Annotated in this window: 12 protein-coding genes; 6 read left to right on the forward strand and 6 right to left on the reverse strand. The window is 37.9% G+C overall.

Going from position 1 to position 16,302, the window contains the following annotated elements; genetic code table 11:
• The first annotated feature begins 160 nt into the window (after nt 1-160).
• Nucleotides 161-802 carry a sugar O-acetyltransferase gene (locus tag FXW07_RS02760; RefSeq protein WP_255678590.1) on the forward strand — a complete coding sequence of 214 codons (642 nt, stop codon included), beginning with the start codon at nt 161-163 and terminating at the stop codon, nt 800-802.
• 398 nt (nt 803-1,200) lie between these two features.
• On the opposite strand, the gene FXW07_RS02765 is transcribed toward FXW07_RS02760, so the two are convergent.
• On the reverse strand, nt 1,201-2,463 hold the full coding sequence (locus tag FXW07_RS02765) for an alpha/beta hydrolase (RefSeq protein WP_229393662.1): 1,263 nt from the start codon (nt 2,461-2,463) through the stop codon (nt 1,201-1,203).
• 26 nt (nt 2,464-2,489) lie between these two features.
• Nucleotides 2,490-2,678: a hypothetical protein gene (locus FXW07_RS02770; RefSeq protein ID WP_229393663.1), complete on the reverse strand. Its 189-nt coding sequence runs from the start codon at nt 2,676-2,678 to the stop codon at nt 2,490-2,492.
• Nucleotides 2,679-3,197: 519 nt separating this feature from the next.
• Between FXW07_RS02770 and FXW07_RS02775 the strand changes: the two genes are divergently transcribed.
• Nucleotides 3,198-4,001 carry a PGF-CTERM sorting domain-containing protein gene (locus FXW07_RS02775; RefSeq protein WP_229393664.1) on the forward strand — a complete coding sequence of 268 codons (804 nt, stop codon included), beginning with the start codon at nt 3,198-3,200 and terminating at the stop codon, nt 3,999-4,001.
• A 158-nt stretch (nt 4,002-4,159) separates the two neighbouring features.
• Entirely contained in the window at nt 4,160-5,401 is a 1,242-nt protein-coding gene (locus FXW07_RS02780) for an MSCRAMM family adhesin SdrC (RefSeq protein WP_229393665.1), read from the forward strand.
• A 345-nt stretch (nt 5,402-5,746) separates the two neighbouring features.
• Here the strand turns inward: FXW07_RS02780 and FXW07_RS02785 are convergent, their stop codons facing one another.
• Nucleotides 5,747-6,067, reverse strand: a complete 321-nt coding sequence (locus FXW07_RS02785) for a hypothetical protein (RefSeq protein ID WP_229393666.1) — start codon at nt 6,065-6,067, stop codon at nt 5,747-5,749.
• A 189-nt stretch (nt 6,068-6,256) separates the two neighbouring features.
• Nucleotides 6,257-7,714 (reverse strand): MATE family efflux transporter, encoded by a 1,458-nt coding sequence (locus FXW07_RS02790; protein WP_229393667.1) that lies wholly within the window; start codon nt 7,712-7,714, stop codon nt 6,257-6,259.
• Between the two features lie 534 nt (nt 7,715-8,248).
• On the opposite strand from FXW07_RS02790, the gene FXW07_RS02795 reads away from it, so the two are divergent.
• The 3 genes from FXW07_RS02795 to FXW07_RS02805 all read left to right on the forward strand — a co-directional run bounded on the left by FXW07_RS02795 (nt 8,249) and on the right by FXW07_RS02805 (nt 12,468).
• Complete coding sequence (locus FXW07_RS02795; protein ID WP_229393668.1) at nt 8,249-10,060, forward strand: KUP/HAK/KT family potassium transporter; 1,812 nt, start codon at nt 8,249-8,251, stop codon at nt 10,058-10,060.
• Between the two features lie 514 nt (nt 10,061-10,574).
• Nucleotides 10,575-11,303, forward strand: a complete 729-nt coding sequence (locus FXW07_RS02800; RefSeq protein WP_229393669.1) for a hypothetical protein — start codon at nt 10,575-10,577, stop codon at nt 11,301-11,303.
• 667 nt (nt 11,304-11,970) lie between these two features.
• The gene (locus FXW07_RS02805; RefSeq protein WP_048119422.1) at nt 11,971-12,468 is read left to right on the forward strand and encodes an inorganic diphosphatase; all 498 of its coding nucleotides are present in this window, start codon (nt 11,971-11,973) and stop codon (nt 12,466-12,468) included.
• A gap of 174 nt (nt 12,469-12,642) precedes the next feature.
• On the opposite strand, the gene FXW07_RS02810 is transcribed toward FXW07_RS02805, so the two are convergent.
• Nucleotides 12,643-13,038 carry a secondary thiamine-phosphate synthase enzyme YjbQ gene (locus tag FXW07_RS02810; protein ID WP_229393670.1) on the reverse strand — a complete coding sequence of 132 codons (396 nt, stop codon included), beginning with the start codon at nt 13,036-13,038 and terminating at the stop codon, nt 12,643-12,645.
• Nucleotides 13,039-13,318: 280 nt separating this feature from the next.
• The gene (locus FXW07_RS02815; protein ID WP_229393671.1) at nt 13,319-15,607 is read right to left on the reverse strand and encodes a PGF-pre-PGF domain-containing protein; all 2,289 of its coding nucleotides are present in this window, start codon (nt 15,605-15,607) and stop codon (nt 13,319-13,321) included.
• Nucleotides 15,608-16,302 lie beyond the last annotated feature (695 nt).

Raw genomic sequence — 16,302 nt, forward strand, 5'->3', positions numbered from 1 at the left:
AGACCCTAAATAATATTAACAAATTCAACTGGTAAAATAGTATTTTCTGACGTCACATTTCAATTATTTATATAACACACAGATAAATGGAATTTTGTGATTTCTCGATCGAAGTTACAATCTCAAAACTCATTATTTGAGAGATGGAGGAAACTCTCAGATGAGAGAAGAAAAAAAAATATTTTCGGGTAAAATGTTTGATTCGCGCAATAAAGAACTGAGAGACATCAAACATAAGGCGCACATTGCATGTCAAAGATACAATGCAATGGACGAATATGATCCCGAACGTTTGCCAATTATCAGGGAATTTATCGGCGGCATCGGCAAGAAATATTATTTTCAGGGACCTATTCAGTTCAATTACGGCTGTCACACCTTTATTGGAGAAAACTTTGTTGCGAATTTCAATCTGATGGTGATGGATGACGCACGTATTTATATTGGCGACAATGTATGTTTCGGGCCGAATGTTTCGTTAATGGCCACTTCTCATCCCCTTATTGCCCTGGAACGTATGGGAACAGACGAAAACGGGAACACGATAATGGCCGAATACGCCGAAGAAATCCATATCGGCAACAACGTGTGGATTGCATGTAATGTTGTTGTACTGGGCGGCGTACATATAGGAAACAATGTGGTAATAGGTGCCGGTAGCGTCGTAACAAAAGATATTCCGGATAACCATCTTGCTTTTGGCAACCCTTGCCTTCCGGTTCGTCTAATCACCGAAGACGACAGTAAAAAGCATTTGATTTTAGAAGAAGATCTCAAGCATTTCGGATATAACGTTAAATAATTGAGGTCAAATTAAGATCAAATCAAGGTCAAATTAAGGTCAAAGTATACCTGAATTTCATAAAAGCGGAAATGAAAATAGCATCATTAGACATTAAACTAGTGTATCGATTCCAAAGTATGTCAGAAATGAATTTTTTGAAAACCACTGAAAGCACGGAAGACATGGAAATAAGTAGTAAAGGCGTGTTTCTTCCGTGCTTTCCGTGCTTTCCGTGTTTTCTGTGGTTGTAATATCCAGATCGAATCACTCTGCGACAAGCTGTGTTTTCCGTGTTACAGAATTCCATGTGACTTTAAAATGATATTTGAGTTGTAAGTCGTAATTATTTTCTTATTATGTACTTATTTGAGAACCGATGCACCAGGATTATGAGATTGTGTCCCTAATTCACAGACCTAATTGCTCATTATCCAGTCGTGTATAAGTGTCCATAACTCGCGAGAGTTGTAATCAAGGGCTATGCTACCGTGGCCCTGGTTCTTCCAGCTCATGGAAGTAACCTTATCATTAATTTTTCCGACTTCGTTTTTGTACCACCAGGAGCCATAGTCACTGAAACCTCCCCCAAGCCCAATATAAAGAACAGGGGAAATTATTCTTGAAAAGTCAATTTCATAGCCTTCCACATTCCCCATCAATCCGGCCATGTAAAGATCCAGGTGCTTAGGTGCGTAAGGAACAGCTCCTCCGGTTAAGGTTAAGTTAAGTAGCCTGTTTTCGTCAACGTAATAAAGGCCGTCCAGATCTCCACTCCAGTAGTGATAATTCGGAGTATAGGGAGATGCATTGAATGCATGAGTCTGGGTAGCCATAAGCCGGAAAAATTGTCTGTTTGTAAGGTCAGGTTGAAAAACAGATTCTCGGTCAGGATCGGTTAAAGCCAGATCAGCTACCTGCATCATGAAAGCCATACTGTTGCTGCTATATGTCCTTTTTTCCAAACATCTGGAGATTGTGTCAAATTCCTGTACCTGAGATCTTATTAACTCAGAATGTTTAGGCTCGTACTTAATAACGATATCAACAGTTACCATTCTGTTAACCGAACCTAAAACAAGGTCGTTGTATTTGCTAGCACCGTAAGCAGTAAGGATCAAAGCCCCATGACTGTGGCCAATTGCCGTAACCTCGATGTCCTCTACCGCTTTATCACTCAGGAAAGCTGTATGAATTCTTGACACAGCGATGCCGTTGTATGTATCATTCAAGTAACTGTCAATGTTCCAGTTTTCCATGTAACTGAAATCAGTCTCATTTATCGGAACATTTGTCTCTCTTCGATCCAGAATGTATGTACTGTATCCTTGCTGAGCATAGTATATCGCCATATCGGAATAGAAACTTTCAGTCAAAGCCTGCCCTGGAAAGATTATTAAATTTTTATTTTGAACTGTGCTCCAGGCGATCTTTTCTTTTACATAGTTGGTGAGTACAATGTAATCATACTTTCCAAATCCGACCTTTATCTTAAGCTTATACTCTGCCACGTCACCGCGGACAAGGCCAATTCTATTGCTTTTCACCAGGGGAGAGTACATATCTGGTACTTGGAACGAAACAGGATTATGGAAAAAAATCCCCAGCTTATCAGATTGAACAAACAGGGTCTCGGTTTTATTCTCAGGGTTGATAGTTAATGATGCTACTTGGGTCTTCATCTTTTCACCTTTGTGAAACTCTCGAGTTAGGTTCTAGACTCGAGAATCCATATTTTTGTGAAACGCAGCGGACTAATTTTCATTTTTGACTTCAAATTGCGGTAGCGTAAAACAGCAAGAAGAAAGCCCATAAGGCTAAAACCAAAGCCTGGAGATACAATAACGTAGGGATCGTTTATCGCCAGGTACGGCATATAAAGCCAGAACACAGCCATTCTTTTTTCAAATTACACACATCAGTTATAAAATATTACTTAATTAGTTATATAATTTTACACAGATAAGATTTGTGGTTTGAGATTTTAGCTAAATTTTAGTTGAATGTTTACATTTGTGCATAAGTAAATAACATTTGCAGAAACGCATGAGAGACAGGCGCACAAATGCTGCAGAAAAAGAGAAATGTACAAGCATATCCGGAAAAGATAGGTACTAAAATACCCAAGTAAAATATAAATAAACACCAATAACCCCATTAATTGGCACGAAAAGTAATATTGCCATATTAAATCATAGTTAAATATTTAAACTTATTTTAGAAGTTTAGTAGAATACTCAGGATATTATCAAAAAAGCCGAAAGTAAATTAAACAAAAGTGCTCATTGCATGCCGGAAAATATTGATTTGAAGTAAACTTTGCTCTGTGAAGATCAATACTGAGAATTTTAGAAAAAATTATTTCAAAAAGCTATTGTACAGGTAATTTAATACCCTCTGGAAGGAGGTATCAAAATTGAAAAAATATTTGCCTATGATACTGATGTTGATCTTTATTTCCGGGGCTGTATTATCAATTGCTGTTGCTGGTGCAGCCGATAACCCAGTAGTAAGTGAAACAACATCAAAGATTATACAGACCAACGAATCCGTCAATAAATCTACTAATCAATCCACATCACAGAATAAGACATGTAACATAAACCAGACCGAATCTGCAAACCAGAATGAGTCCACAAACCAGACCGAACCTGTAACAAAAACTCCTGTGGCTGAACAGAAGTTCAGGGTGGGCCCAACTGTTGTACTGAGGCCAGTTAATGATGTAATAACCAAAGATGAAGATGGCCTTGTTGAACTCTATATTGATAACCCATCTCTCAATGATATAACTCTGAATGTAGATGCAAGGGTCAGTGTACCTTCTGGAATTCACGTATATGGACAGGAGTTTGCTCAGACTGGTGCAGCGGGTACGGCTTATGGAACATTTTCCGTGCCCCCAGGAAGTGCCCGGACAATCTCTATAGATCTCAAGGGAGACAAAGTAGGCACCTATACAGTACATTTCAGCGGCCTCTACTGGCCTGGAGACAATAAGGACAATTTCAACCCGCTTTCGCTCAGCCATCCCTTTGAAGTCAAGGAAGCTTCCGAAAATACCGAAGAGGCTACCAGCTCCAGTGAGAGTGAAGGATCCGAAGCTGGAAATACCGAAGGAGTAAAAGCTGAAGGAGAGGGCTCAATTAGCGCCCCAGGATTTGGAATATTAATTGCAGCTATAGGCCTGTTAGGGGTTTATGCTGTTAAGAGGAAGTAAATCAGGTTAAAAAGCATTTAAATGCAATTGCGGGAAAAATATATGCATTTTTCCTTTTTTAAATTTTATAATTAAGAAAGGCATCCGTAACCAGGAGAAACTTTTTACTTAAGCTTCTCTTGGTTACTACAGATGGCAGCCCAAAAAAAGGTGGTAAAATGTCTGAGAGGGCTATTTTAAAAACTCTAATAGTTTATCTTTTAATTGGTTGTTTCCTGGTAAGTAGCGTTTCGTGTGTATATGCTTCATCTGAGGCTTCGGTAGATTCTTACGAGAACAAAACAGAGGTTTCTGAAGAAGAACAGCCTTCAGAGGAGGCACAAAATTCCGAAGAGCAGTCACAGTCCTCAGAAGAGCAGTCACAGTCCTCAGAATATGCAGACATGCAAAGTTCAGGAAATGATGAGACTGAAAGTGAAGGAACTCAGCCCCCTGAAAATACAAAAATAGAATCTGATAATGAAACCGAAACAAACTCCTCGGAAAATACAAAAATAGAATCTGATAATGAAACCGAAACAAATTCCTCGGAAAATACAAAAATAGAATCTGATAATGAAACCGAAACAAATTCATCGGAAAATACAAAAATAGAACCTGATAATGAAACCGAAACAAATCTTTCGGAAAATACAAAAATAGAACCTGATAATGAAACCGAAACAAATTCATCGGAAAATAACGAAACGATATCTTCCGAGAACCAGGAAAATCAGTCTTCAGGTGATGAGGAAGTAGGAACCGAAGGTACGGAAAACCAAACTTCAGAAGAGATAGAAGTCGCAGAGGATACAGAGAACGATTCTTCACATCGCACAGGAAATTCGTATCATATAGAACATTCAGAGTACACTATAATAGAGAATAACACATATGTACAATCTGAATCTGTAAATAAAGAGGCTTTGGAAAGTTCAGAATCAACTGAAAATTCAAAGTCTGCTGCACAGCCCTCTGCAAGTGTCAATCTTCACGGGGAAAAGACCAGGGTTGTTTCTGGAGAAGACATTCTGCTTAAGCTTTCAGCCGTTAATCTTATCACAAAACCTGTTATGCACGTCCAGGTCATAATAATTCCACCCTCAGGAATGAGTGTTTCTTCCTCGGAATTCGTCCAGTCTGGCGCAGGACAGTATACGACAACCTACGAGCTTGAACCCGGACAGGGAAGGGATATTGAAGTAAGGATTGAAACAAACCAGCCCGGAGACTTTAATGTTGAGGGAAGGGTTGTTTATTATTTTGGGGAAGATACTGAAAACGCCGAAGATTATACGCTTAATCTACCTATAAAGGTCGAAAAAAAATCGTCTCCTGTAGAAGAAGAATCTCTACCTGGATTTAGACTGACGAGCCTGGTACTTGCATTATTAGTGGCATTTATCTTAAAAAGACGTTAAGTAAAAGGCAGTGTGCCAATTTTTCGGTAAAATCATGAATTTCAAGAAGTGATTGAAAATAGGCAGTGTGTCAATTTTTTGGTAAAATCATAAATTTCAAGAAGTTATTGAGTAGAAAATTCTATGTTGGCAGATTAATTATCGGCATAGTACGCAAAAACTTGACTTCAAATTTACAGCAAATTTGAGACACTGCCGCCTTTTGCAATCAAGTTGGTGCTTAAAAATTTTCCTTTTTTTGCAGGAATCTAGATTAAAAATCTCTATCATTCAATTTCCTGCATATACAGGTTTTACATTAAAACCTGTGTATTTGCCAAAAAGAATTAACTGTTGCCATACCCATTAATGCTCTTTCACCAAGAAAAATTTGAACTTTCTTTTTTTCTTTCTTATTAGTAAAGTTGTATAAACAGCAATATATCCGAAAATAATGGTTGTCGCGATTATTGGGATTAAATTCTCTTTTAACCAAAAAAATGAGAAAATACTTAAAAAAACAAAAACAATGGATAGAGCAACAACAACTGTACATAGAAATAAGTCAAGTTTGTAGTTTAAAAGTTCAAATTCGAATATCCTTTTTTCATATTCTTCATGTAATTTGTAATCTAAAAAATCGTTTTCATTAATTCTGTTTGAAAGATCACTATTTACAGAGGGCATATGTAATTAAGTATTAACTGGTTTTATTTAAATCATTTGTTATATTTTGTAAAGTTATCTTATTCCAAAAGATTTCGCTCCAAAAGATGCACAAGTTTTAGCCTAAAACCGGTTCATTTCTCAATAATTATTCAACTTTTTTACAATATCTGCAATAACTTCACGCAGGAATATGCGATAATTTTCCATTCAGCACTTTCCTCCCATTGCCCCCTCTTTAATCATACATTTCAAGTACATCCACACCCAAACAAAAGCAATCATTGACCCAATCACTGTGCCCACAACCAATCCCCACCATACCCCAGGCAGGCCCCAGCCAAATCCGAAAGCAAAAAGTAAGGAAAAGAAAAGAGTCATAACAAGGCTCCGCAGAAGGGTAGCAGCAAGGGCGCTTGTGCCTTTTCCTGCACCCTGGAAAAGAGAAACTGAGAGCATTCCAAAGGTGACGACTGGATAGAAAAAAGTCATAATTTTAAGGAGCCTTGTCAGTTCAGGAGCTATACGGGCTGCGTTTTCGGTATGTGTAAAGACAGCAGTAATATCTGAAGCAAAAAGATATACTACAACGGCAATTATCGTTTCTACGAGAAAACCAACTTCAATTGCATAGATAAGGGTATTCTGTGCTTTTTTAAAGTTTTTCTCCCCAAAGGCAGCCCCACTGATCGAGACTAAAGCAATTGAAATTCCTATGAGGGGAGCAACTGCAATACTTGTCACTCTCCAGGCTGTGGAGTAAACTGCCACTCCATCCGTACTGCCAACGGTTGCTATAACAAAGTTCATTATAAGGGCAGTCAGTGCCAGAGCAAACTGTTCTATAGATGAGGGAATTCCTACTCGGAAAATATCCATGATGATTGATTTGTCGAATTTGAAAGAACGAAATCTGAAAGAAACATAGGTATCTTTTTTAATAAAAAACCAGTAGAGCATCAGCAGTCCCGAACTGGCAAAAGAGATAACTGTAGCTAAGGCTGCCCCTGCAACCCCAAGACCCAGAGTGTATATAAAAATAGGGTCAAGCACTATATTAAGGACTGAACCAAGAACCATGGATCTCATAGCTCTTTTTGAATCTCCTTCACTCCTCAGGATAGAATTCGCAATATTTGTAAAGAAAAAAACAAAACTGCCTGCAAAAATCACCCTGGCATACTGAACTCCAAGCTCGGTTGTTTTTCCGGCTCCACTGTACATGAAAAGATCCTTTATAAGCGCAAGTCCAAGAAAAGTAAGAACAACTGTGAGGATAAGCATTATCACGAAAGCATGAACTGCAACATTATCTGCGCCTGTTTTGTCCCTGGCTCCTATGCGCCGAGAAATTGCAGCTCCTCCTCCAACCCCTAACCCGCCAGTAAGCGCCATCTGGATTACATAAAACGGAAAAGCAAATCCAACAGCAGCCAGAGCATCAGCTCCAAGCCCGGAAACCCAGAAGGTATCAGTAAAGCTGTATATAGTCTGTACAGACATGGCAACTATTATGGGAATTGAGAGCTTGACAACGGCTTTTCTGGGGTCACCGAGGAGAATATTCACTCCTTCTGTACTTTTTTGAAGAACTCCTTCTTTTTCTCCCCGCCTGTCCCATGATTGTTCGTCGGCATCCTCGCTTCTGATTAATGATCCACTGTTCATTCTCTCCCGCCGTTTTTCCCCTTGCTTTTAAAATCAAGTGCACTTTGCTGGTTCTTTTCTGCTCTCTTCTGCCTTTAATGCTTCCTTACGTGCCGGACCCTTTTTACTTATTATCCAGGTGGGATATAATGGAACAAATTTTTTCTTAGATCATGCTGGATTAAAAAAACTGTCACTTTCTTTTGTTCAGTTATATAGACTCCATACTGAAGAACTTCCCTGAGTTATAACAAGGCCTGAGATGTGAAATCTTCATTTATATGGAGAGGGTCATGAGCTTTATATATAAAAAAGTAATACTCAGAACCATCTTTTATTGAACCTCTATTTACTGTTAGGCTTATTGACTACATATAGAGATGAAAACAATATGAAAACAGTAATATTTGGAAGTCAAAGTTTTAAAATTAATCAGTTTCCTTTTTCTTACAGGATAGAAAAAATCACGATTAATAGTCTTAGGGCTTAACGCATGGAACTTTTATTTCAAATTGTATCTTTGTGCAAATTTCTGGAACAAAAAAGGTGAATATTATGTTTTCCAAGTCAGAGTTCAAAGAAGTAGTAAAGTCTATGGGGCTTGTTTTTGGAGATATTGGGACAAGTCCAATTTATACTTTAACCGTTATTTTCCTTCTAACAAGACCTACGCACACTCACATAATAGGAGTTTTGTCGTTAATTATCTGGACACTTATAGTACTTGTGACTATGGAATATGCCTGGCTTGCAATGAGCTTGGGTAAAAAAGGGGAAGGAGGTACAATAGTCTTAAAAGAAATACTCGTTCCTCTGCTCAAGTCAAGTAGGAATGTAGCTCTGGTCACATTGTTAGCTTATATAGGAACGTCTTTCCTAATGGGAGATGGAGTAATTACCCCTGCAATAAGTATTCTGAGCGCGGTCGAAGGCTTGCGAATCATTCCTCAGTTTGAAAATATAGGTCAGGGCACTATCATACTTATTTCTGCTGTAATTGCAATAGGACTTTTTTCAGTTCAGAGCAAAGGAATAGAAAAAATTACATGGGTTTTTGGACCTGTAATGATTTTATGGTTTGCAGCCATTGGGTTCTCAGGTATTGCCTCTATTTTTTACACCCCGGAAGTACTTAAAGCCATTAACCCTTATTATGCCATCAGGTTCCTTATGGACAATGGAATTATAGGATTTTTTGTACTATCCGAAGTCATCCTGTGTGCTACAGGAGGTGAAGCATTATATGCCGATATGGGACACCTGGGAAGAGAGCCTATCTTAAAAGCCTGGAGATTCGTATTTGTAGCACTGGTTTTGAATTATCTCGGGCAGGGTGCATTTCTTATCCGAAACCCGGGTTCGACAAATTTCTTGTATGAGATGATAAATCAGCAGGCAAACATACTCTATATCCCATTCCTTCTCCTCAGTGTCGTAGCTACAATTATCGCTTCTCAGGCTATGATCAGTGGAATGTTCTCTATAGTATATCAGGGAATAACAACCCGGATAATTCCAATGTTAAAGATTGATTATACCTCCGGTTTGTTGAAGTCCCAAATTTACATAAGTACCGTAAACTGGTTACTCCTCGTTTCTGTATTATTTATGATGCTTATATTCAGAGAATCGAGCAGACTTGCAGCTGCATACGGCCTGGCGGTTACAGGAACTATGTCTATTACGGGCATAATGATGACTTCGATATTTTATCACAGAAAAAACAGAACCAAAGCCCTTCTTTCGCTATTTATAACGCTTATTGATATAGTGTTCCTTCTCTCAAATAGCTATAAAATCCCTCACGGAGGCTACTGGTCAGTCATCATAGCAATGTTCATCCTCTCTCTCATACTCATATATACATCGGGACAAAAGAAGCTGTATAAGTTGATGAAGCTCATGAAGTCCAAGGACTTCCTTGAAAAATACAATCAGGTATATGCTACTCAAAACAAAATCATGGGTACTGCCCTTTTCTTTACACGCGACATCGAAAGAATCCCCCAGTATATTTCCCATGTAATGTTTAAAAACAACATCATTTACGAAAATAACATTTTTATCTCCATTATTAAGTCTGACAGTCCTTTCGGAATAGAAAGCTCGTTCACAAAAGAACCGGCAAAAGGGTTAAAAATTTTGGAAATACGAGCGGGATATATGGAGATTGTTGATGTTGAACAGATTCTTAAAGATCAGGGCGTTGGTGAAAAAACCATTTTCTACGGAGTAGAAGATATCTTTACTAATAATATAATTTGGAGAGTCTTTTCCATAATTAAAAAGATATCTCCATCATTTGTCCAGTTTTACAAGCTCCCTACTGATGAACTGCATGGAGTTATGACAAGGTTCGAAATGTAAAAACAGATTAAAAACAGATTAAAAATGGATTAAAAAAGAATTAAAAACGGATTAAAAACAGATTAAAAGCAGATTAAAAACAGATTAAAAACAGATTAAAAACGGATTAAAAATGGACATGTACATTCCGGGCCTTCAACCTGGATTTAAGACGAGAATATGTCTTGTCCGCATGAGACTGGGGTAGTAACCAGAAACCCTAGTTTCATGATTCTCTTTGTTTTTTCTACAGGTTTTATTTAAGTCGAATACCCCGCTAGCTTGCTGCGTGGATGGAAACCTCCCCGGTAACCGTTGATAATTATATTGTTTATCAATTCCATTTTTATCAGACAGCCTGTAAAATTCTAATAGTTGTGGCTCTCCAGATTACCCTTTGAAAATAATTATAAAATAGTACTATAATATTACAAAGTATCTTATACTATTACACTATTTTAATGCTGAAACTCAGATCACCACTAATACTATTCTATTATTTATGGTAATAGGATTGTGTGGATAGATTTTCGTAATGGCTGTATTGTCTGCAAAAAAATCAACCTGGAACAGACATAATAAATTATTTCTGTATGAATCTTTAAGCTTTATTAAAGGTAAACAGGCGGGTAAAATGTCAGATAACATATTTACTTACATTATCAGGATTATTTGGCTAGTTGCCTTTATAAATTTTTTTTTGTTAATTACCCTTCCTTTTGTGGCAGAATATATCTCGGGCGATAATATTTTAAACGAGTCAATAGGACCATCAAAAGACCTTGAAGCCAATATATTATTAACTGAAAATGAAAAAGTAACTGTTGTATTCAAAACAGAAGAAAGAGATTTAAATTCCGAATTGCTGAATATATCTTTAGTTGATCCGCAAAAAAAAGAGCTTTTCTGGGAAAAAAGCTTTACTCCTGCTCCATCTGATGAGACTGGAACACAAAAAAAAGATACGACACAACAAACCATCGATTTCTTTTCATTTATGCCGAAAGCATCAGGGATATATCATATCAAAATAAGTAACGCTGATTTTCAAACAGATGTCAAAATAGTCTCAGGAATGATAACTCCATCCGAACAACCTTCCTACCTGCCCTTACTGATAATATCTCTTATAGTCATGTTTGCTGGCATTTTATTCAGGAGTATCAGAACGGGCTTTAGAAAATTTTCAGTTAGTGGAGCAATTAATTTTATTATATCTCTATCTCTGAGCCTGATTACAATCTATAAAGTAATTGGTTTCTGAGAATTTCGATAAACCCTTCATGGGTATTCTTTGAAGGGTTTATCGAAATTCTCCATAATATATCTATTTTAATTTACACCAAAAGGGCGCAGAACCCCGGCTAAAACAGGCAATTAACCCTGTAAGCATGGCGTTTCAGAACAATCTATTCATGGGGTACACTTACTCCCAACAACATTCAAACCCCCAGAACAGAAGCTAATTCCGGCAATCGCCTTTCTCTATTACCGGTAAAATGCCGGATTTTATGGGTTGATTGCAAGGGATGAAACAGACAGAAATCAAAGGATGAAACAGACAGAAATCAAAGGATGAAACAGACAGAAATCAAAGATGACAATAATTATACTTCGCTAGATGAGGCTCTTGAGTAAACTATTTATTTAATGTAAGGAAAGAGGTAACCGATTGGTGATGAAATCCGCCTGTACTTTATAGTCTAAACCATTTGTGTTGATGGCTTCTACATCGAATATTGAGGTTTTAATGTGTATACTATTCTGGTAGGTATAGGTGGTTTCATAAGTGCTACCTTGAGATATGTTTTTAGATGACTGGATTCAAAATAGCTTTGTCAATTTTCCAGCAGGTACATTAAACACAAACACAATTGGAAGTTTCTTATTAGGGAAGTATCTGGAAGCAATAAATGGTTGGAAGTGTTGATATGACTGAAAGACAGGTCGAAAGTGTAATCGTTGAAATTCCAAAAGGGAACCGGAACAAATTCGAATATGATAAAGAAAAGAGACTGATTAAATTCGACAGAATGCTTTCTTCTTCAATGGTATATCCTTCGGATTATGGTTTTTTCCCCGATACTCTGTCCCTTGATGGCGACCCTTTAGATGCTATGGTTTTAACCTGGGAACCCACATTTCCGGGCTGTGTAATCGATGTATATCTTGTAGCATTATTTGACATGGAAGATTACAAAGGAAGAGATCAGAAAATCCTATGCGTTCCAAAGAATGATCCAATGTGGAATTATATTGAGTCGGTTGACCAGGTTCCGCCTCATTTATTTAAAGAAATCACTCATTTTTTCCAAACTTATAAGAACTTAGATAAAAAACAAGTGAAAGTTATAGGTTGGAAAAGCCTCGAAACAGCAATTACTGTACTTCAGGAGGCTAAAGATCGATACGCTGAGCAGAAAATATAAAGCAGACGAAAAGCAGGAAAATCATTGTTATTAGTTGCAGTTCATGTGATTAGGGGTCTTCCTTGTAGAAAGGTGAAGAAAAATAGTTGACGAAGTTACTTGATTTTTGAATCCTCACTTTATTTTTGATCCGTTTTCAGTTTTTTACCGATTCTAAGTTTATTCGTTATTGTGTTAAGCCTTTAAAAGCGTAACATTAACTGTCCTGCTTCTCGGCCCATCCATTTCGGCAAAAAAGATTCTCTGCCACATCCCAAGCTCAAGCTTTCCTGCCGAAACAGGCAGGGCTTCACTTGCTCCAAGCAGTACTGCTTTGAGATGGGAATCTGCATTGTTATCTATGCGGTCGTGCCTGTAACCTGCGCCGGCAGGAACAAGCTTATTTAAAAGGTCCAGAATATCCTCTTTCAGCCCGCTTTCGTTCTCGTTTATTATGATGCCTGCGGTAGTGTGCCGTGTACTGATAAGGCATATGCCTTCAGCTATTTCGCTTTTACTTACTTCTTCCTGAACTTGCGAAGTGATATCAACCAGTTCAATACGTTTGGACGTCTCAATTTTGAGTTGCAAAGTCTTTACCTCTAAAGCTTTCCAGATTATATTTCAGTCTTTTCTTACAAAAAATGCATTGATTCAACGCAATATATTCAGAAAGCTGGATATGATACGGAAAAAATAGTATCCTGAAAAATAACTCGATAAGTACTCCGGAAAATAAAACTCAAAAAATATGGGAATCTAAAAAAGTAATCAGGAGGGTAATTTTTCAAATCTGACCATAAAAGACAGATATACTTGCTTGCCTGGTTGGATCAATAACCCTCACTGCCTTACTACATTTCACACTGCTTTATTTTCCCTTATTTCTATACAGGAAAACACATAATAGACATACAATGCCACTGATCATACTAAATCCAGGAATGCTTTTACTTACTTCAGCTACCTTATTTTCAATAGTACTTGCATTGCTGCCTGTACTGCTAATTACATGACTGATTGTACTATTAATTGCATTACTAATTGTACTATTAATTGCATTACTAATTGTACTATTAATTGCATTGCTGATTGTACTACTAATTGAATTGATGCTTGCATTTATGCTTACATTGCTGCTTACATTGTTGCTTGCATTACTGCTTGTACTATTAATTGCATTAATACCTGCATTGCTGCCTGTAGTATTATTTGTGGCTTTTTGAGCAGGTTCTGCAGCTATTGTGTTGCCTTCGTTTTTTGTGCCTGTTATTGCGAAGGACGAGTAGCCAGGTACGTTTGCTGTGAAATACAAGAACTGATCATCTTCACCTGTTAGACTTACTGGCAGTTCCGTCCATTCTTTTTTCTCGTCATCGTACCAATCAAGTATAATCGAGGACCTGTTTATGTTGTTCTCGTCTACCCATGAGGTATTAACTTTAAAATTGACAGATGGACTCTCAATATTCTTTGAGGTACCATAACCACCGTTTCCAACCCATATATTGAACGACTTGTAGACGATACCTTCAGGAAGCTCGGAAACCAGGCTTGACTTATTTTTCAGTTCCTCTACTATTGTAGTGGTCTTTCCGACGGTTTTTGTTGACCTGAATGTTATCGATTCAACACAGGTTGCATTATTTGTAAAATTAAAATCCACATCCCTTCCACTGGCAATAAAAGTCTGTAAAACCTCTTTTACCTGGACATTCTTCGCTGGTTCAGGAGACCCGCCAACGCCACCACTGCTACTTCCGCTCTTGTGGCTGTGTCCTCCACTACTGCTACCACTGTCACTATCACTGTCACTATCGCTTTCGCTGTTGCTATCACTATCGCTGTTACTGTCACTGGAATTGCTTTCTTCCAGTACGTTTATTGTATTGATTTCTGAGGCAGTTTTGTTTTCATTAACTACTGTCAGGTTGACATCATAGTTTCCGGGAGAGGAATAAGTGTGCATTGGATTTTGCTCGGTTGAATTAGTTCCGTCTCCAAAGTTCCAGTACCATTCGTTTGCATTTTGCGACAGATCTGTAAATTGAACAGAGAGAGGTGCAGAGCCGCTCGTGGTATCTGCATCAAAGTCCGCTACAGGAAGGATTTCTTCTTGACCCGGTTCTTCCTCAACAGTTATATTTAGAGATTTCGAGCTCGAACCATTTTCATTATTTGCGGTCAGGACAACAGTATAGTTTCCGGCTGAACCATAGGTATAAGCTGGACTTTGCTCGGTTGAGGTATCTCCGTCTCCAAAATTCCAGTCCCACCCATTTGCATTTTGCGATAAATCTGTAAATTGAACAGAAAGAGGAGCAGAGCCACTTGTGTTATCTGCATCAAAGTCCGCTACAGGAAGAATTATTTCTGGAGTTGGTTCACTCTGAACAACTACTTTTTGAGTATCTGAGCTTGAGCCCTTTTCATTGTTTACAGTCAGGACAACAGTATAGTCTCCAGCTTCAGAGTATGTATGATTTGGGTTTTTCTCTGATGAAGTACTTCCGTCTCCAAAACTCCAGGACCAGGAAGTTGCGTCTGTACTTTGGTCAGTAAATACTACATTCAATGGAGCTTGTCCCGATGTAGTGGACATAGAAAATGCAGCAACCGGCGTATTTACATCGTTATCATCGGGAGTTTCATCGTTATCTGTATCATCGCTTCCACCGGGGTCCCATCTAGCATAGTACGGCAATCCTTCTTGATACACGCCACTAATACTTTCTGTGGTAACGGTTTTTGTATCAAAAGACGTATCGATGAATTGCCCATTCCCTATGTATATTCCTACATGGCTGATAAGCCAGTAAGTCCTATTGTTTTCAGTAATGTCTTTTTTCCAAAAAATTACATCACCAGGTGTCGGAGAATCTGTAGTAACATAATATGCATTTTTTTTCATATTAGGCACAGTTTGGAATACAATGTCTTTGGCTCCGGCTTGCTTGTATACTTGATACACTAAGTGAGAACAATCAATGCCCGATCGGCTGTTGCCGCCATGTACGGATTTAACTCCAATCCAGCTTTTTGCGGCTGCTACTACTGTGGACTCGGATGTTCCTGCAGGAGCTGCTGATGCAAGGGGTATAAATGCTATTAAGATAGCTACAAGGAGTATGGCTATTAATTGATGTTTATTTATCTTCATTTTTGCTCAGTGCCCGTACTTTACTAACTTAGTTGTACTATCTGCATTTTATTATTAGAGTAACGCAACGACTCAACTGAACTTTTAAAGGCATAACTCAATTTGAATGAAAACGGAGTACCAGTACCCAGTTATAGATATAAAATTAAATATATTGACTTTGCATTTATAGTCATCCAGTCGGATTTATCCAGTATCCTATTCATCAAATATCTATATTTTCCTTTATAGAACTGGCTTTCTTAATAAAAGTGTAAGTAACTTTTACCTTATTAAAATATAGTTACAAATGTAGTTCCTCTGGTGCGTACTGTATATATCCAGCAGTTTCACTTCTCTTAATTATAAAGCTTCCACACCTTTGGAGATTTAAAAACAGGTCCCTGGCCTACATCAGGAAGTTTTTGATTCTTTGTAGAATTGAGTTCCTTTAAGTTTTCATAAAAAGTCGTTAAGAGACAGAAAGAGTTCAGCTTTGAGCCTTTCGGCCAACTGCTTCGGGCCTATGCTTCTAAAAAAAGCAGGAGTTTTTTAACTTTCACATATTCTATTATTCCATCCTCTCCAGCACAGTCTTGTAAAACCTTAAGGATAGATTTTTAGTCTTGGCACTGGTAAATTCATGGATTTCCTTTGCAGTAGTTTCATTCAAACTCAGGAATCCGGCATAAATTTTTGCTGTATTTTCTGGAAAC

Source organism: Methanosarcina sp. DH1 (genome assembly GCF_020804205.1).
Lineage (GTDB): Archaea > Halobacteriota > Methanosarcinia > Methanosarcinales > Methanosarcinaceae > Methanosarcina > Methanosarcina vacuolata.